This is a genomic window from Lentzea sp. NPDC059081, assembly GCF_042738015.1.
In the GTDB taxonomy this organism is placed as follows: Bacteria; Actinomycetota; Actinomycetes; order Mycobacteriales; family Pseudonocardiaceae; genus Lentzea.
In genome coordinates this window covers 22,269-39,398 of record NZ_JBHYGW010000047.1, presented here as the reverse complement: position 1 = coordinate 39,398, position 17,130 = coordinate 22,269, and the positions used below count along the sequence as shown (strand labels likewise).

The 17,130-nt window shown below is 69.7% G+C and carries 15 protein-coding genes; 3 read left to right on the top strand and 12 right to left on the bottom strand.

Annotation, left to right across the window (positions count from 1 at the left end):
* Nucleotides 1–421 precede the first annotated feature (421 nt).
* The 4 genes from ACFWV3_RS43930 to ACFWV3_RS43915 form a co-directional block, all read right to left on the bottom strand.
* Nucleotides 422–913, bottom strand: a complete 492-nt coding sequence (locus ACFWV3_RS43930; protein ID WP_382419981.1) for a DUF6912 family protein — start codon at nt 911–913, stop codon at nt 422–424.
* Complete coding sequence (locus ACFWV3_RS43925; protein ID WP_382419979.1) at nt 910–2,301, bottom strand: wax ester/triacylglycerol synthase family O-acyltransferase; 1,392 nt, start codon at nt 2,299–2,301, stop codon at nt 910–912. Before ACFWV3_RS43925 ends, ACFWV3_RS43930 begins: the two co-directional genes overlap by 4 nt.
* Before the next feature lie 9 nt (nt 2,302–2,310).
* A complete protein-coding gene (locus tag ACFWV3_RS43920) occupies nt 2,311–2,976 on the bottom strand; it encodes a phosphotransferase (protein ID WP_382419977.1) in 666 nt (221 codons plus the stop codon).
* Nucleotides 2,977–3,055: 79 nt separating this feature from the next.
* Nucleotides 3,056–3,286, bottom strand: coding sequence for a hypothetical protein (locus ACFWV3_RS43915; protein WP_382419975.1), 231 nt, complete (start codon nt 3,284–3,286; stop codon nt 3,056–3,058).
* Nucleotides 3,287–3,441: 155 nt separating this feature from the next.
* Here ACFWV3_RS43915 and ACFWV3_RS43910 point away from each other — a divergent pair, with 155 nt between their 5' ends.
* Entirely contained in the window at nt 3,442–4,200 is a 759-nt protein-coding gene (locus tag ACFWV3_RS43910; RefSeq protein ID WP_382419973.1) for a TrmH family RNA methyltransferase, read from the top strand.
* On the opposite strand, the gene ACFWV3_RS43905 is transcribed toward ACFWV3_RS43910, so the two are convergent.
* A complete protein-coding gene (locus ACFWV3_RS43905; protein ID WP_382419971.1) occupies nt 4,182–4,484 on the bottom strand; it encodes a hypothetical protein in 303 nt (100 codons plus the stop codon). The two genes, ACFWV3_RS43910 and ACFWV3_RS43905, sit on opposite strands and share 19 nt — an antisense overlap.
* A gap of 84 nt (nt 4,485–4,568) precedes the next feature.
* Nucleotides 4,569–4,979: an HAD-IA family hydrolase gene (locus ACFWV3_RS43900; protein WP_382419969.1), complete on the bottom strand. Its 411-nt coding sequence runs from the start codon at nt 4,977–4,979 to the stop codon at nt 4,569–4,571.
* Between the two features lie 67 nt (nt 4,980–5,046).
* Between ACFWV3_RS43900 and ACFWV3_RS43895 the strand changes: the two genes are divergently transcribed.
* A complete protein-coding gene (locus tag ACFWV3_RS43895; RefSeq protein WP_382419967.1) occupies nt 5,047–5,457 on the top strand; it encodes an Rv3235 family protein in 411 nt (136 codons plus the stop codon).
* Nucleotides 5,458–5,531: 74 nt separating this feature from the next.
* On the opposite strand, the gene secA is transcribed toward ACFWV3_RS43895, so the two are convergent.
* Both secA and hpf read right to left on the bottom strand, forming a co-directional pair.
* Complete coding sequence (gene secA, locus ACFWV3_RS43890; RefSeq protein WP_382419965.1) at nt 5,532–8,474, bottom strand: preprotein translocase subunit SecA; 2,943 nt, start codon at nt 8,472–8,474, stop codon at nt 5,532–5,534.
* Between the two features lie 420 nt (nt 8,475–8,894).
* Nucleotides 8,895–9,566 carry a ribosome hibernation-promoting factor, HPF/YfiA family gene (gene hpf / locus ACFWV3_RS43885; protein ID WP_382419963.1) on the bottom strand — a complete coding sequence of 224 codons (672 nt, stop codon included), beginning with the start codon at nt 9,564–9,566 and terminating at the stop codon, nt 8,895–8,897.
* Nucleotides 9,567–10,555: 989 nt separating this feature from the next.
* Between hpf and ACFWV3_RS43880 the strand changes: the two genes are divergently transcribed.
* Nucleotides 10,556–11,173, top strand: a complete 618-nt coding sequence (locus tag ACFWV3_RS43880; protein WP_382419961.1) for a ComF family protein — start codon at nt 10,556–10,558, stop codon at nt 11,171–11,173.
* A gap of 603 nt (nt 11,174–11,776) precedes the next feature.
* On the opposite strand, the gene ACFWV3_RS43875 is transcribed toward ACFWV3_RS43880, so the two are convergent.
* The 4 genes from ACFWV3_RS43875 to ACFWV3_RS43860 all read right to left on the bottom strand — a co-directional run bounded on the left by ACFWV3_RS43875 (nt 11,777) and on the right by ACFWV3_RS43860 (nt 17,062).
* Nucleotides 11,777–13,519, bottom strand: a complete 1,743-nt coding sequence (locus ACFWV3_RS43875; RefSeq protein WP_382419959.1) for an LpqB family beta-propeller domain-containing protein — start codon at nt 13,517–13,519, stop codon at nt 11,777–11,779.
* Nucleotides 13,516–15,357: an MtrAB system histidine kinase MtrB gene (mtrB, locus tag ACFWV3_RS43870; protein WP_382419957.1), complete on the bottom strand. Its 1,842-nt coding sequence runs from the start codon at nt 15,355–15,357 to the stop codon at nt 13,516–13,518. Before mtrB ends, ACFWV3_RS43875 begins: the two co-directional genes overlap by 4 nt.
* Nucleotides 15,358–15,367: 10 nt before the next feature.
* Nucleotides 15,368–16,045 (bottom strand): MtrAB system response regulator MtrA, encoded by a 678-nt coding sequence (mtrA, locus tag ACFWV3_RS43865; protein WP_030471262.1) that lies wholly within the window; start codon nt 16,043–16,045, stop codon nt 15,368–15,370.
* Nucleotides 16,046–16,231: 186 nt separating this feature from the next.
* Entirely contained in the window at nt 16,232–17,062 is an 831-nt protein-coding gene (locus ACFWV3_RS43860; protein WP_382419955.1) for an SAM-dependent methyltransferase, read from the bottom strand.
* Nucleotides 17,063–17,130 lie beyond the last annotated feature (68 nt).

Here is a 17,130-nt window from a genome sequence, read left to right as displayed (position 1 = left end):
CCTGTGTGGCCCTTACGGGTGTTCCGTTCGTCGGGAAAAGGCCGGATGCTCCGCACCCGGCCGATCCACGAGTGGTAGCACCTCGCACCCAAAGTCAAGCCCCAATCGCAAAACCACGAGTGGGTGCACCGCTACCCATCGGCGCAAGGGCCTACACGGCTCGCCTTCGGCATCGCGGTTGGAGCGCGGGGGTTGTTGCGCCTCGCCTCCGGCATTGGTTGGGGCCTCGGCTTCGCCGTTGGCGTATGCGGAAGGTCAGTCCGGCCGACTTGTCAGACCCCCTGAGTAGGTTGGGTCGCGGGGGATCCTGCACGCGAGGGGACCCTTGCGTGAGCCTGCGTCAGCCTCCGCTCGCCACCGCCGAGCAGCACATCCACGCCGTCCGCGCCGCCCGGCCCCACCCTGCCCCGGCCTGCGGCCCCTACATCAGCTCCAGCACGAACGGCAGTTCCTGCGGCGCGTACCAAGCCAGCTCGTGGTCCTCCGCGCTTCCCAGCGCGAACTCCGCGTCGGGGTCGCCCAGGTCCGCCGCGTCCACCACGTCGGCCGCTGCCCGCACGTCGTCCTCGGCCTCGGCCGTGTCCATGTGCACCGAGGCGACGGCCTTCAGCGTCACCGGGCCCGCGACCTTCACGACCGAGAAGTCGAGGTCGGGGCGCAGCGTCACGTCGTCCACGTCCACTGCCAGCACGGCTCGGCGGGGTTCGGTCTTCTCGTCGCCCGCCAGGAGCCTCAGCGAGGCTCGGGCGGCGTCCAGCATGGCCGCGTACTCGAGCTCCTCGGTGTCGCCGGCCGCGTAGGACTCGCGCAGGGCCGGCGTCAGGGCGAAGGCCGTGCCGCCGATCGGGGTCAGTTCGCCGTCGTCGACGAAGGTGCGCAGCATCGACACCGTGGCCGGGATGTACACCCTCATGCGCTCGCCGTCCCCATCAGTTCCTCCACCGACTCCTCGACCATGCTCGCGAGAACGTCCACGTCGGACATGGCGTCGCGGTCGCCGTTCAGCCCGAAGTAAACACCGCCGTCGTACGACGTCACCCCGATGGCCAGTGCCTGGTTCTTGGCCAGCGGGACCACCGGGAAGATCTCGGTCATTCTCGCGCCCGCCGCGTACAGCGGCACCTGCGGGCCGGGAACATTGGTGACAATCAGGTTGAACAGCCGGCGTGAGAACGACGACGCCGCCCGCGCGCCCATGGCGTGCAGGGTCGGTGGTGCGAAGCCCGAGACCTTGACCAGCGCGTCGGCGGCCACGGACTGGCCGGACTCCTTGTGGGCGCGCATCGCGTGCGACACGTGGTGCAGGCGGACCACCGGGTTCGGTTCGCCCACGGGCAGGTCGACCAGGTAGGCGCTGACGTTGTTGCCCGAGTCCGGGTCGGCCTCGCGCACCGAGAGAGGAGCCATCGCACGGATCGTGGTGCTGCCCGTGACGTTCTCGCCGCGGCTGAGCAGCCAGTTGCGCAGTGCACCTGACAACGCTGCGAGCACCACGTCGTTGACGGTGCCGCCGTGTGCCTTGCGGATCGTGCGCAGGTCATCGAGCTGAGCGCGCGCTACGGCGAAACGGCGTTGCGGTGAGCTGATGCGGACGTTCAGCGGGGTGCCGGGTGCGGGGGTCGCGGCGGTCCTCACGGCGGAGGCGAGGATGCCGAACGCGTTGAAGACCTTCTCGACCGTGTTGACCGTGTCGAGGGCGGCGCTGCGAACGTTCTCCACCAGCTCACCGGGGCGCTGCACGATGTCGGTGACCGCGTCGGCGACCAGTTGCACCGAGCTGGGCTCCGGCTGCGGCATCCAGAGGTTCTCGACGTTCGTGCGCGGCGACGGCGACACGTCCAGCATGACCTGGCCGATCTCCAGCGACGCGATGCCGTCGACCATGGCCTGGTGGGTCTTGGTGATGACGGCGGCCTGGTTCTTCGCGAGCCCCTCGACCAGGTAGATCTCCCACAGCGGGCGGGAGTGGTCGAGCGGGCGCGACATCAGGCGTGCGACCAGGTCGTGCAGCTGCGTCTCGTTGCCCGGCTTGGGCAGGGCGGACCGGCGCACGTGGTAGGTCACGTCGAAGTCCGGGTCGTCGACCCAGACCGGGCGCGCGATGCGGCCAGGGACGTGCACGACCTTCTGCCGGTAGCGCGGCACGAGGCTCAGGCGCTGCTCGATGAGGTCGACGAGCTTGTCGTAGTCGAAGCCGGCCTTGGGCCGTCGGAACACGGCCACTCCGCCGACGTGCATCGGCGTCGTGGAGCCCTCGAGGTACAGGAACGAGGCGTCCAGCGCTGACAGTCGGTCCGGCATGCCACCACCCTAGTGGCGTTCGCGGTCCATCAACTTCTCGAGCGCGGCGCGTTCGGCCGGATCGCGGTCGTGGCGTTCGAGCCGGATGCGCGCGGCCTCCGGGATCGCCTCGAGTGCCTTCGGGTCGACGTTGGCCATGAACGTCCTGAGGAACCGCCACCGCGTGAGCTTCTTGACCGGCGCGAGGCGGGCGACGGCGAGCGACACCCAGCTGAGCGCGACGTCGAGGCGGCGGTCGCCCTTGGTCGCGGACGCCCAGTCGAGCACGACGGGACCCTCCGGGCCGAGCACGACGTTGCCGGGGTGCAGGTCGAGGTGCAGGAGGTGGCCCTCGCCGCTCAGGAAGTCCGGCGCCGCGATGACGTCGAGCCGGTGGTGCAGGTCGGCGAGCTCACGGCCGAGGCTGCCGGCGAGCCACGGCTTGCGGCCGATCTCCTCGGACATCCGCGGGCCGGGCACGTACTGCATGACGAGCTCGTCGGCGGTGGCCTCGTGCACGCGCGGGACGGGGATGCCGTGACCGCTCAGGTACACCATCATCTCGGCCTCGCGGCGCAGGTCACGACCGGTGCGCGTGCGTTTGACGAGCAGCCCGTCGGACCGGATGAACACGTCCGAGTCCTGGCCGCTCGCGAGGTGCTGACGTTGCGCGACGCTGCGCATACCTGCCGTCATGTGACGATCATCATCGATATGATCCGAAGCACAAGGGCCGAAAGGCTCTAGTCGGACTCTTCACCCGTTCGAGCCAATCTCAACCGCCGATCACCGGAGGCGGTCCCATGAAGTCGTCGTCGAAGACGTTCTCGCCGAGCAGCTTGACCCGGCGGTCGTTGACCTGGGTGGACATCAGGAGCGCGGCCGCTTCGCCGAGCATCCTCATCGCGAGACCCATGCCGTCACCGAAACCCACGTCGAGCGTGTCCGCCGACCAGTTGGCGACGTGCTCCGGCCTCGGGCCCTGTTCGTGCTGGTGAGCGGTCATGGCGACCTCGATTCCGCGGCGGAGGCCATCAACGCTACGCGCGAAATCGCTTGTACCGCAGGAAAAACACGTACGAATGCCGGTATTCGCGCTGTTCAGGAATGGTGCGACTGCCGGTTGGCCGAGCCGGGACGGCCGTCTGGCACGCTCTTGGCGTGGAGATCTCGCCCAAGGACCGCTTCGTCACCGTCTACGGCCGCAAGCCAGTGCTGGAGGCGCTGGACGACCCCGCGCTGTCGGTGGACAAGGTGGTGCTCGCCGACACCGCCCGCGGCCCGGCGGCGCGCGAGATCCTCGACGCGGCGCGTTCCCGCGGCGTTCAGGTGCAGCGGGCGACGGCCCAGCGCGTGAAGGTGCTGGCGGGCAACGGCAAGCAGGACCAGGGCGTGCTCGCCGACGTCGTCGCGCCGCGGATGAAGCCGCTCGCGCTGGCGTTGGAAGAGGGTTCGATGCGGTCGGTGCTGGTGCTCGACGGCATCACGACGCCCGCGAACGTCGGCATGATCCTGCGGACCGCGACCGCCGCGGGCATCGACGGCATCGTGGTGCCGCGCCGGGGCGTCGCGTCGATCGACCCGCTCGTGGTCAAGGCCTCCGCCGGAGTGGCTTTCCGAGCGCCTGTTCTGCGCTGCGGCACCTCGGCGGAGGCCTCGGCATTGTTGCGCGCCTCGGGATATCCCCTCTACGCGCTCGATTCCCACGCCTCCGACACCATTTATTCCGCCTCGTTCGGCGGGCGGGCCGCTTTCGTGCTCGGCAGCGAAACCGCCGGAATCACCGATGACGTGCGTCCGCACATCACTTCCTGGTTGTCGATTCCGATGGCGGCGGGCGTGGAGTCGCTCAACGTGGCGTCAGCGGCGGCCGTGCTCTGCTTCGAGCTCGTGCGGCGCGCTCAGACCCAGTCGATGTGATAGCCGGTCACTCGGGGGTAGCCGAGCAGTGAGGTGCACACTGCCAGCGACGACTCGCCCCTGACCCGGCCGATGCTGCCGTACTGGTCCCACACGCCCAGCCCGTTCGAGCAGTGGGCGACGGCCCGGAACCGGCCCGGCCTGCCCTCGTCGCAGAAGACCTCGACGCTGCGTCCGTCGCGCAGGTAGTCCTCGTAGCACCCGCGCTCCTGCTGCGCCTGCGCGGGTGATGCAATTGCCGTGGCTGCAATGGCGACCGCAACACAAGCGACAATTCTTCGCATTTTCGCCCCTATGCATTCGACTGGCGTACGAATTGAACGTAGTCGGCGGACGAATAGCGAGCAATTACGCTGCGGGGTGAACCCTCAATCGCGGAGCGCGACCGCTAGCAGGACTTCCAGCTCCTCGAGGGTGGACCGCGTCGACCGATGGTGGACGCCGACCATGCCCGCCTCGGCCGCGCCCCGGACGTTGACGGCGAGGTCGTCGACGAAGACGCACTCCGCCGGCTCCAGGTCCAGCTTGGCGGCCACGAGCAGGTAGATGTCGATGTCCGGCTTCGCGAGCCCGACCTCGCCGGACAGGATCGCGACGTCGAAGAGCCCCTCGAACACCTTGGGCGGCTGCCACCAGTCGTCCGCGTTGGACAGCAGCGCGGTCTTGAACCCGTGCCGCTTCACCTCGCGCAGCGCGGTGAGCAACGGCGGTTCGGGCGGGTTGTCCTCACCGGGGTCGGTCAGGACGCCGCCGTAGTCGAGCACCAGAGCCTTGAGCACCCTGAGGACGGTACCCACTTTCGAGTGGCTCGTGTCCTGATCACGGCTTCGGCGCGCCTGGTTCGGCATGCCGCCTGTCGTTCGCCGCCTCGCCGCCTACGAGCCCCCGGTCGGGGTCGGGCTGATCCCACGGCCGCGCCCGCGCCCGCGGCCCGTGTGGGTACCGGAGCCGGAACCGCCGTCGCCCGCCCTGGACGCCGTCCGCCTGGTCGGTGTGGTCCTGGAGGTGCTCGACGGACGACGGACCGCACGGCTGCTGCGGGAGATCGCGGTCCCGCCGCTCGCGGGACGGCTCGCGGCGCTGGTGCGGGCACGCAGCACGCGGATGCTTCGACCGCCCCGGGTCTGCCACCCGTGCCGGCTGGTCGCGGAGATCTCGGTGACCGTGCGACGAGACGAGCGCGTGCTGGCCGTCGCGGCACGGGCCGAGCACCGGGGCGGACGCTGGTGGCTCACCGCGTTCGCGGTGCTGGAGTGACCCGGACAAGCGCGTGGGCCGCGCTCCCGGAGGAACGCGGCCCACAGCGTCAACAGATCAGCGGTGCCTTCGGATCAACGAGTGCGGCGCTGGTTCTTCGCCGCCTGACGGGCAGCCTCGCGACGCTCCTTGCGGGTGCCGCCCTGCTGGCCACCGCCGCCGTTCGACTCGCCGTGCTGGTCCACGCCGCCGTCCTCGGCCGGGCCGCTGTAGCTCAGGTTCTGCTGGCCGGGGCCACCGAGGCCCTTGCCGCGCAGGGCCGGCGGGATGGCGTTGCCGCTCGCCAGCTGCGCCATGGCCGGGCCCGAGGGGGCCTGGGCCTGCTGCTGCGCCTGCTGCTGGGCCGCTGCCGCCGCGCGGGCACGGGCCCGTGCGCCGCTCTGCGAGCCCGAGCTCACCTGGGGCAGGGCCTGCGGGGCCGCGGCGAGGGTCACGGGGACCTCGGGCTGCGCGGGCTCCGGCTCGGCGGCCTCGACCTGCAGGTTGAACAGGAAGCCGACGGTCTCCTCCTTCAACGCGTCGAGCATCGCGTTGAACATGTCGAAGCCCTCGCGCTGGTACTCGATGAGGGGGTCGCGCTGCGCCATGGCGCGCAGGCCGATGCCCTCCTTCAGGTAGTCCATCTCGTAGAGGTGCTCGCGCCACTTGCGGTCCAGGACGGACAGCAGCACGCGGCGCTCCAGCTCGCGGGTCGCGCCCTCGCCGACCCGGCCGTCGATGTCCGCCTCGCGGTCGCGGTAGGCCTTCAGCGCGTCCTCGACGAGCAGCTCGCGCAGGTACTCGCGGGTGACGTCCTCGTCGGACTCGAGGAGCTCCTTCGGGTCCAGCGAGACCGGGTAGAGGGTCTTGAGGGCGGTCCAGAGCTTGTCGAAGTCCCAGTCCTCGGCGTAGCCGTCGGCCGTGGCGCCGTTGACGTACTCCTCCACGACGCTGACGATCATGTGCTCGACCTGGTCGCGCAGGTCCTCGCCGGCGAGGACGCGGTGGCGCTCGGCGTAGATCACCGTGCGCTGGCGGTTCATGACCTCGTCGTACTTGAGGACGTTCTTGCGGATCTCGAAGTTCTGCTGCTCGACCTGGGTCTGCGCGCTACGGATCGCGCGGGTGACCATCTTGTGCTCGATCGGCACGTCGTCCGGCACGTTCAGGCGCGTCATGACCATCTCGACCATGGACGCGTTGAACCGGCGCATCAGCTCGTCCTGCAGCGACAGGTAGAAGCGCGACTCACCGGGGTCGCCCTGACGGCCGGTGCGGCCGCGGAGCTGGTTGTCGATGCGGCGCGACTCGTGGCGCTCGGTGCCGAGCACGTAGAGACCGCCGGCCTCGCGGACCTCGTCGGCCTCCGCCTTGCCCTGGATCGTCAGGTCCTCGACGATCTTGGCCCACGCGGCCTCGTACTCCTCCGGCGTCTCCACCGGGTCGAGCCCGCGCTCGCGGAGCTCGTGGTCGGCGATGATGTCCGGGTTGCCGCCCAGCACGATGTCGGTACCGCGACCGGCCATGTTCGTGGCCACCGTGACGGCGCCCTTGCGGCCGGCCTTCGCGATGATCAGAGCCTCGCGGTCGTGGTGCTTCGCGTTCAGGACCTCGTGCGGGATCCCCCTGCGCACCAGCAGCTTCGACAGGTACTCCGAGCGCTCGACGCTCGTCGTGCCGATCAGGACCGGCTGGCCCTGCTCGTGCTTCTCGGCGATGTCGTCGGCCACCGCGTCGAACTTGGCCTCCTCGCTCTTGTAGACGAGGTCGGGCATGTCCTTGCGCTGCGGCGGGCGGTTCGTCGGGATCGGGACGACGCCCAGCTTGTAGGTCTGGTGGAACTCGGCCGCCTCGGTCTCAGCGGTACCGGTCATGCCGCCGAGCTTCTCGTAGAGCCGGAAGTAGTTCTGCAGCGTGATCGTGGCGAGGGTCTGGTTCTCCGCCTTGATCTCGACGTTCTCCTTGGCCTCGATGGCCTGGTGCATGCCCTCGTTGTAGCGGCGGCCGGCGAGCACGCGGCCCGTGAACTCGTCGACGATCATGACTTCACCGTTGCGGACGATGTAGTCCTTGTCGCGGTTGTAGAGCTCCTTCGCCTTGAGGGCGTTGTTCAGGTAGCCCACCAGCGGCGTGTTCGCGGCCTCGTACAGGTTGTCGATGCCGAGCTGGTCCTCGATGAACTCCACACCGAGCTCGGTGACGGCGACCGTGCGCTTCTTCTCGTCGTACTGGTAGTGGTACGACTTGGACTTCTCCTCGATGACCTCGAGGCGGTCCTTCTGCGACAGCTGCGTCACGTCGATGCCGCGCATGCGCGGGGCGAGGCGGGCGAACTCCGTGTACCAGCGCGCCGACTGCTCGGCGGGACCGGAGATGATCAGCGGCGTGCGGGCCTCGTCGATGAGGATCGAGTCGACCTCGTCGACGATCGCGAAGTAGTGGCCGCGCTGCACGCACTCGTCCAGGCTCCACGCCATGTTGTCGCGCAGGTAGTCGAAGCCGAACTCGTTGTTCGTGCCGTAGGTGATGTCCGAGTTGTAGGACGCGCGGCGCTGCTCGGGCGTCATCTCGGAGAGGATCGCGCCGACGGAGAGGCCGAGGAAGCGGTGCACGCGGCCCATCCAGTCCGCGTCGCGCTTGGCCAGGTAGTCGTTCGTGGTGATGACGTGGACGCCCTGGCCCGCGATGGCGTTGAGGTAGACGGGCATGACCGAGGTCAGCGTCTTGCCCTCACCGGTGCGCATCTCGGAGATCTGACCGAGGTGCAGCGCGGCGCCACCCATGAGCTGCACGTCGTAGGGGCGCTGACCCAGGGTGCGCTTCGCGGCCTCGCGAGCGACGGCGAACGCCTCCGGCAGCAGCTCGTCGAGCGACTCGCCGTCGGCGTAGCGCTGCTTGAACTCGTCGGTCTTCGCGCGCAACTCGGCGTCGGAGAGGTCGACAACGTCATCTTCCAGCCCGTTGATGGCGTTGGCGATGTTGCGGAGGCGCTTGAGCATCTTGCCCTCGCCGGAGCGGAGCAGTCGGGACAGCACCATCTGGATAGACCTCATCACCTGTATCGCGGCGCGCCCTCGTCGGACGCCTTTCCCCTGCCCATCGTAGGCAAGTCGCCAAGATGTGTGCACGGACACAGGCGGATTGGGGCGCCCGACCTGGTATGCGCAGGTCAGGTGCCGCTTCTGTGCAGTTCCACCGCTCGCCTGTGGCCTTGCCCCCAGCTCGGCTACTGGAGTGGAGAACGCAGGAGGACCGGCGGAAGGTTCCTGGTCCGGCCAACTTCACCTTGACGGTGAACATCCGGGCGCGGAAATGGGTCCGGGTGGCGGTAGACGCACGCCACCGCCGGACGGCTCGCGCCTCCTGGCGTGACGTCCCTGCTCCCGGCAGACGCACGCCGCCGCCCCGCACGCGAGGGGTGCGGGGCGGCGGCGGTCGAAGGAACGGGGGTCAGCGGGTCAGGCGAGCCTGATCACGCCGTAGTCGAACCCCTTCCGGCGGTAGACGACACTGGGGCGTCCGCACTCGGTGTCGGCGAACAGGTAGAAGTCGTGTCCGACCAGTTCCATCTCGTAGAGGGCCTGGTCGACGGTCATCGGTTTGGCGGCGTGCTCCTTTTCGCGTACGACGCGTCCGGGCAACTTGTCTTCGAGGCCGTCGTCCCACCGCTGCGCGGGCACTTCCGCCATGCCCTCGTACTCGGGTTCGGCCTCGGGTGCGTCGAGCACCGCGGTCTTCGCGCGGCGCGACGTCATGCTCTCGCCGGCGGACGGTTCACCCAGTCCGCTTGTCGCTTCGGCCACCGAGATCGGGGCGCGGGCCCCGTGGTGGACGCGCCTGCGGTCGTGTGACCGACGCAGACGGTTCTCGAGCTTCGCGACCGCAGAATCGAGCGCGGCGTAGAAGTCACCCGCGCAGGCTTCGGAACGGACCACGGGTCCACGTCCCTTGCCGGTGATTTCGACCCGCTGGCAGTTCTTCGACTGTCGGCGGTTCGGCTCGTGGAAAAGCTCCACGTCGAAGCGGATGACCTTGCGGTCGTAGCGCTCAAGCCGGGCCAGCTTTTCGGCGACGTGCACCCTGTAGTGATCGGGCACCTCGACGTTGCGGCCCTTAACGACGATGTCCATACACGACCTCCCTCGCTTTGCTGCGAGCTTTGGCTGGACTGATTCAGAGCGCCGTGGCGATCAACGATCGCGGAATGTGTCGCGGAGGGTCGTCCTCCGCAGCTCTCACGGCGCCAGGGTCATGGGCTGTTCGCCTCCTCCCCGAGGGCCGGGAACGCTGATAGCGGTGCACGTTAGCTTGGGATTCACCGTCGCGTAAGCCCCCTTGCCGGGGGAACGACGAGATTTTTTGGTGACTACGCAGCGCGACGACAGCGCGTTGCCAGACGTTTCCCGAGCGTGCGCCGAACCGAACGGCCAGACCCCTCGCTCACCCGTACGGATCAGCCCGCGACGGACGCTCGACGGCATCCTCGCTGCGTCGAACGGCTCCTGTCGCGGGCTCATACCCAGCCAACGGGCGACCCCCGCGTCATGTTCCCGAAACCTGGAAGAGATCGATTCCGAACCACTCGGTGAGACCGGACGGCCCTTCTTTCAACAGAACTGATCGGTGCCGAAGCCCGATCACGAGGCAGTCACGCCCGGCTGAACGGCGGATTTCGCCCATTGCCGGACAAGACCGTTGATCAACCGCCGTACTCTGTTCGTCGGTATTTACTTGAATAACCGCTGGTCAGATCGACATGTGAATAATCGTTAACTCATCCGGCGTGTGACGGACCGCCTGGCGGGTCATCCCAGGAGGCACAGCCGAGCGGGGCGGGGCACCCGCACAGGGCGCGGAAGGCGGGACTCCGCAGTTCTGAAACCCCGCCTCAACAGTCGTTGGGACAAACGGGTCGAAACGAGTTAAAGGATCTTGGTTCGTCGTCACAGAAGTGGTGCCGAACAGGAGCGTTGCGCGTGGTGCGTCCCCTGTGGAGATCGACAACGCAACCGGAACTTCACTCTTGTGGGCGGTGCCGAAAGGCCTCCCCGGCGCCGAAAGCCCCGCTTCCCCGAACCGACCGCGATTTTCTGTCAGACCCCGTCGCCATCCTGGACCCATGACAGCACTCGACCTGCTCCTGCCGTCCACATGCGCCGGCTGCGGCCACCGCGGCACCGCCTGCTGCGCCACGTGCCTCGCGAGCTTCGGCCCGCCGGAGCCGATCCAGGTCCCCGGTGTCGGCCCGCCCGTGTGGACGCTGGCGCCCTATCAAGGCGCCGCACGGGAACTCGTCCTCGCCTTCAAGGAACGGGGCGCACGAGCGCTCTCAGCCTGGTTCGGCGCTCTCGTGGCGTGCGCTCTGGTGGCCGTGGGCCCAGGCCCGTGGACCCTCGTGCCGGCCCCGTCCCGCCGCCGTGCCGCTCGCGAGCGGGGCGGCGACCACATGCTGCGCATCGCCGAGGCCGTGCAGACCGCTTCGGTGGCGCCGGTGTTGCGGTTGCGGCCGGGCGTGGTGGACTCGGTCGGCCTGACCGCCGGGGGCCGGCGCCGGAACCTGGCCGGGCGGGTGGAGGTCTGCGGACGGCCGCCGCCGGGCACCACGGTGCTGCTGGACGACGTGATCACGACCGGGGCGACGGCCGCGGCGTGCGTGCGGGCGTTGCGCGGGGCCGGGGTGAGGACGCACGCGGTGGTGGTGCTGACGTCGGCCAGGCCGCATCAGCCGGGCCAGTAGGCGCGGGGATAGGTCTGGGACGGCAGGCGCGGGCAACAGGTTCGGGCGACAAGCGCGGGTGGGGCAGCACGAACGCCCACCACGGCGGTCTCACTCAGTCGCGCTGCGCTCGTCTTGGGCAGGCCCGCTTCCGCCACGCCGTGCCCACTCGGCGGGACCAACAGCCGCCACCTGAGGCTGCGGGGTGGGTGCGGCAGCAAGAGCTCCCACCACGGAGGTCTCACTCAGTCACGCTGCGCTCGTCTTGGGCAGGCCCGCTTCCGCCACGCCGTGCCCACCTCGACGGGACCAACAACCGCGCCACCTGAGGCTGCTAGGCGGGTGCAGCAACGGACGCGGTGGCCGACGGGGAGCGCGGCGGTCACCGGAGTGGCGACGCCAATGGCGAAGCCGAGGCCCCAAGCGATGCCGAAGGCAAGCAGGAACAACCCCGCACGCCCTTCAAGTGATCAGCCGCCCTGACCCAGCCCGCGCATCCCCTGCCGCGCAAGCCTCAGGCAGCACCAGCGCAACCCCGGCCCGCGCCGACCCAGCCATGCCAACCCCGTCAACGCCGACCCGTCAGCACCCGCCGACGCCGGCCGCGCCTCCCTCCCCCGGGCCTCAGCCCGGGTAGAAGACCAGCGCCCCCGACGACACCCGGATCCCGCTCGACCGCCACACGTCGGTGATGTCCGAAGCCGACCACAACCCCGAAGGATCGATCACCTGCACCTGACGTGCGGGCGCCGCCGCCACCGACCCGACCGGCACGGTCAGGTTCGACTGGCTGTAGCGGTCGAGCTTGTAGCCGTCCGCGTAGACCTTGGTGACCGGCAGCGCCGGCAGGGAGGAGGAGACCACCAGCACGTCCTGCGAGAGCCAGTCGATCGACTGCACGGCCGAGCCGAGCGTCGAGGGCTGCACCTGGCGGGGTGAGCGCAGGGCCACGTCCTGGTTGTTGCGCACCACGGAGGCCACGTAGAGCTTGCCCGCGATCACCAGGGCGGCTCGGGTGCCGTCGCGGGACAGGCGCAGGTCGCTGATCGCGCCGAACGGCGTGACGTCGGTGATGTTGACGCCCTTGGCGGTCCAGCCGCCGTCCGAGCGGGTCACGCGGGCCACCGAGGTGCCGTCGACGGCTGTCCAGACCTCGCTGCCGGGTTCCTTCGGGCCGGTGGAGATGAGCCACGTCGGGCGGGTCAGCGAGGTGGCCGGCAGGTCCACTTCGGACAGGTCCTGCTCCGCCTCGCCGACGCGCAGGCGGGTCCTGCCGCCCTCGCGCGTCACCACCGCCAGGCGGGAGCCGTCGAGGGACTGGGCGGCGCTCGTGACGTTGTAGGCGCCGTTGCCCACCGGGCCCTTGACCGGGTTGCCGTCGGTCAGCGAGCGGATGGTCCCGTCCACCACGAGCATGCCCTGGAGGTTCGCGTTCAACGCCAGCAACGACTCGCCCGCGGTCGCCGCCACGTCGGACGGCCGGTAGTCGCGTTGGTCGGGCAGGATCTGCCGGCCGTCCACGAGCACCCGCACGCGCGACGAGGTGACGCCGGAGTACGACTTCACGATCTGCGCCACAATCTGCTTGCTCTTCTCGGGCGTCAGGTCCTTGCCCACCTTGGTGAGGTTGACCTCCATCGCGCCGTCGTCGGACTCCTTGGTCTCCGAGAAGACGTCGGTGTCCGGGCCGAGCGCGCTCACCAGCGTGTCGCGCACCGCGTCGCCGGGGCCCTTGATCAGCAGCTCCGTCACGCGGGTGGGGATGCTCGTGGCCGGCGGGATCACGACGTAGCGCGGGTCCGGCACCAGCACGGTGAACTCGGGGTTGTAGAAGTAGAGCGTGACGCGGCGGTAGTTGGTGATGAACTGGTTCTGCGGCATGTAGACGCCCGGCGGCGGCTCGGAGATGCGCCACTGGTTCTCGCTGTTGCGCTCCAGCTTCACCACCTGCGAGACGTCACCGAGCCGCGGCACGAACGAGTTGTCGTTGCCCAGCCGGCCGACGTACTTGCCCTGCAGGAGCACGGTCTGCGTCTTGTCCTGCGCCGTCTGCGGCAGCTGGGACGTCGGCACGGTCGCGAAAGTCGTGTCGATGATCGTGGGGTTCTTGGTGTCCCACTTCTGGTTGGCCTCGGACGTCAGGAACGCGCGGGCGGCCGCGAAGTCGCTCTCGGGGTTCGAGGTGGCGTCGATGAAGTCGCGGACGAGCATGAACGGGTCGATGTTCTGCCGCGGTTCGGGCGCGTTGACCGTGTTCGACGACTTGCCGTCCTTGGTGCCGATCGGCTTCGGCTGGGTGTTCGTGGGGATGGCGGCGCACGCCGACAGCGTCACGAGGACCAGCACCAGCAACGACAGCCGCTTCACCGCACTTCCTCCGAAACCTCTCTCGAAGCCGACGCCGACGACGAACCTGAAGCCGACCCCGAGGACGAAGCGGGGGACGACTCGGGCGTGGAGTCCGGTTCGGACTCGTCGTCCGGCTCGGACCCGTCCACGGGCTGCGCCGGCTGCCAGGTGATCTCCTCCGGCCTCAGCTCGACCTCTTCAGGCTCCTCCGCCACGACCGGCTCGTCCACCGCGGTCACGGGCGCGACGGCGATCCCGGCGGGCGCCAGGGGCAGCGGACTCCCGCGCAGCTCCTCGCCGTGCTTGCGCGGCAGCGTCAGGCGGAACACGGCGCCGTGGCCCGGTTCGCCCCACGCCTCCAGCCAGCCGCCGTGCAGACGCGCGTCCTCCAGCGAGATCGACAGGCCCAGGCCCGTGCCGCCGGTGCGGCGGTTGCGCGACGGGTCGGCGCGCCAGAAGCGGCTGAACACCAGCTCCGCCTCGCCCTGGCGCAGGCCGACGCCGTGGTCCCGCACGGTGATCGCGACGGCGTTGTCGTTGCCCCGCATGGTGAGCTCGACCGGCTGGCCCTCGCCGTGGTCGATGGCGTTCGCGAGCAGGTTGCGCAGGATCCGCTCCACGCGGCGGGAGTCGAGCTCCGCGACGAGCTCGGACTCCGGCAGGTCCAGGACGACGGGCGAGTTGGCGCTCGTCGAGATCGCCCGCACCGAGTCGTGCGCGCGGCGGGCCAGCACGCGGATGTCCACCTGGTCGGCGGTCAGCTCCTCGACGCCGGCGTCCAGGCGGGAGATCTCCAGCAGGTCGCCCAGCAGCGACTCGAACCGGTCGAGCTCGTCGACCAGCAGCTCGGTGGACCGGGCGAGACCGGCGGGGAACTGCTCGCGCGAGGCGTGCAGGACGTCCGCGGCCATGCGCACGGTGGTCAACGGCGTGCGGAGCTCGTGCGAGACGTCGGAGGTGAAGCGGCGTTGCAGCTGGCCGAACTCCTCCAGCTGTTTGAACTGGGCCTGGATCGACTCGGCCATCTCGTTGAACGACTCGGCCAGGCGTGCCACGTCGTCCTCGCCGACGACGTGCATGCGTTCGTGCAGGACGCCGTCCGCGAACCTCTCGGCGACCTCGGCCGCCTGCCGGACGGGCCGCACGACCTGGCGCGTCACGAGGTTCGCGATCAGCGCGAGCAGGACCAGCAGCACGATGCCGCCCACCGCGAGCGTCGACTGCACGACCTCGGCCGTGCGCTGCTCCGCGGTCAGCGGGAAGATCAGGTACAGCTGCATCGAGCGAGCGGACGTGCTCATCGGCAGGCCCACGACGAACAGGGTGGTGGCCGTGCCGTCGCGCTGCACCGTGTGGATCTGGGTGCCCTCGTCGCCGTTCTCGACCATCTCCCGCAGCCCGCGGGGAACGTCCTCCAGCGGCCCGACGAAGGGAACGCGGCCGCCGCCGCTCGAGTTCAGCCCGTCGGCCAGCACCGGTTCGAACGCGCCGGCCCCCGCCGTGGTGGCGTCCGTGCCGGCACCGCCGACGGCGAGCTTGTTGATCGCGCTGGTGAACCGGGTCTGCACGCTGTCCGGACCGGGGTTGAGACCCACCAGGTCGGACTGGATCAGGTTGCGCGAGGCCATCGCCTGGCGCACCGCGGCCTCGTCCTTGGTGTTCAGCAGCTGGTTGGTGATCTGCATCTGCAGCACCATGCCCAGCACGAAGACCACGGCGGAGGACAACGCGAGCGTCGAGACGACGACGCGCAACTGCAGCGAACGACGCCACAGGTCACCAAACGCGGCCCATCGCTTGCGCGCCTCCTCGACGAGGAAGCGCGCCTTCGCGACGACCGGCCGAACGAACTTCATACGCCACCTGTCACGGAGGGCCGGCCTTGTACCCGACGCCGCGGACAGTCAACACCACCTCGGGGTGCTCCGGGTCCCGTTCGACCTTCGAACGCAACCGCTGCACGTGGACGTTCACCAGGCGCGTGTCGGCGGCGTGGCGGTAGCCCCACACCTGCTCGAGCAGCACCTCGCGGGTGAACACCTGGCGCGGCTTGCGGGCGAGCGCGACGAGGAGGTCGAACTCCAGCGGCGTGAGCTGGATCGGCCTGCCCTCGCGCAGCACCTCGTGGCCGGGGACGTCGATCGTGAGGTCGCCGATCTGCAAGACCTCGGAGGGCTCGGCCTCCGTGCGGCGCAGGCGCGCCCGGATGCGGGCGACCAGCTCCTTCGGCTTGAACGGCTTGACGACGTAGTCGTCCGCACCGGACTCGAGGCCCAGCACCACGTCGACCGTGTCGCTCTTCGCGGTGAGCATCACGATCGGCACGCCCGACTCGGACCTGATCGCCTTGCAGACGTCGATGCCGTTCATGCCCGGCAGCATCAGGTCGAGCAGCACGAGGTCGGGCTTGAGCTCGCGCAGCGCGGGCAGGGCACGGGCACCGTCGGCGACCACCGCGGTGTCGAAGCCCTCCCCGCGCAACACGATCGTCAGCATCTCCGCCAGGGCGGGGTCGTCATCGACGACGAGCACGCGTGCCTTCATACTCAACATCGTCGCACTCCCGGTCGCGCGTTCGCGCACCGCCCAGGCTCCGTTGCCGCTGGTGGCGGTGTGCGCTCGTTCGGTCACCGGCCGGAACTGTCGTTCCACGTGCCCCACCTCGCCCCGATTCGCCCAGTTCGTCGCGGGAGTAACCGCGCGACGAACACCTTTCGTTACCAGGCGTTCTCAGGCCGTGCGGACGGCCGAGGCGAGCCAGATGCGCGCGTCGCCGACCTTCCGCGGGTCGGTGATCGCGGGGACCGCGCGGTCGTGCCGGGCGGCGAGATCGACCTGGTGCGTCACGGTGGCGTCCCAGCCGTAGGCGTCGAGCCACGCGACGGGATCCTCCACGTCGGACTGCCAGCGCGCGTCGAGCGCGTCGAACCGCTGGTGCACCGGCCTCATCTGCGGCAGGTCGCGGAACGCGCGGTTGACGTGTTCGAGCGCGAGCGTGCTGCCGGGGGCGGACAGCGCGCTGACCCAGTGCAGCAGCCTCCCGCCCGCGTCCGGGGGCAGGAACATGAAGAGGCCCTCCACCAGCCACGCCGCGGGCCTGTTCGGGTCGAAGCCCGCGTGGATCAGCGCGGTGGGCCAGTCGTCGCGCAGGTCGACCGGGACGGTGGCGCGGTCGCACCGGGGCGTGGCGCCGAGCTCGCGCAGCGCGTCCTCCTTGAACTCGACCAGCTCGGGCAGGTCGAGCTCGAACAGTGTCGTGCCCGGCGGCCACGGCAGGCGGAACGCTCTCGTGTCGAGGCCCGCCGCCATGACCACGACCTGGGGCCGGGCGGCGGCCAGCAGCTCGTCGTCGAAGTAGCGGGTGCGCAGGACGAAGTGGTCGCCGGCGAGGTCGCGGACACCGCCGAGGTCGCTCGCGGACCCCGCGGCCCGCACGAGCCCGGCGGCCAGCGGGTCGTCGAAGAGGCGGTGGAGGTGTCGCTGCTCCTGTGCACGGGCGGCAGCGATCAGCACCGCCGTACGGGCGACGCCGACCGGGGGACGCTGCAGTACACGCTTCAAATCGTGATCTCCTATACACTCACAGTGACGGGGTGAACACACGATCGTGTCAACCGGTACGCACGTGA

Bases quoted from the DNA above. Each gene is read 5' to 3' on its own strand.
- ACFWV3_RS43895 (WP_382419967.1), top strand. From the start codon at position 5,047: ATGCCGCCTGTCGTTCGCCGCCTCGCCGCCTACGAGCCCCCGGTCGGG.
- ACFWV3_RS43880 (WP_382419961.1), top strand. From the start codon at position 10,556: ATGACAGCACTCGACCTGCTCCTGCCGTCCACATGCGCCGGCTGCGGC.
- mtrA (WP_030471262.1), bottom strand. From the start codon at position 16,045: ATGAAGGCACGCGTGCTCGTCGTCGATGACGACCCCGCCCTGGCGGAG.
- secA (WP_382419965.1), bottom strand. From the start codon at position 8,474: ATGGTGCTGTCCCGACTGCTCCGCTCCGGCGAGGGCAAGATGCTCAAG.
- ACFWV3_RS43920 (WP_382419977.1), bottom strand. From the start codon at position 2,976: ATGACGGCAGGTATGCGCAGCGTCGCGCAACGTCAGCACCTCGCGAGC.
- ACFWV3_RS43930 (WP_382419981.1), bottom strand. From the start codon at position 913: ATGAGGGTGTACATCCCGGCCACGGTGTCGATGCTGCGCACCTTCGTC.
- ACFWV3_RS43915 (WP_382419975.1), bottom strand. From the start codon at position 3,286: ATGACCGCTCACCAGCACGAACAGGGCCCGAGGCCGGAGCACGTCGCC.
- ACFWV3_RS43905 (WP_382419971.1), bottom strand. From the start codon at position 4,484: ATGCGAAGAATTGTCGCTTGTGTTGCGGTCGCCATTGCAGCCACGGCA.
- ACFWV3_RS43925 (WP_382419979.1), bottom strand. From the start codon at position 2,301: ATGCCGGACCGACTGTCAGCGCTGGACGCCTCGTTCCTGTACCTCGAG.
- hpf (WP_382419963.1), bottom strand. From the start codon at position 9,566: ATGGACATCGTCGTTAAGGGCCGCAACGTCGAGGTGCCCGATCACTAC.
- mtrB (WP_382419957.1), bottom strand. From the start codon at position 15,357: ATGAAGTTCGTTCGGCCGGTCGTCGCGAAGGCGCGCTTCCTCGTCGAG.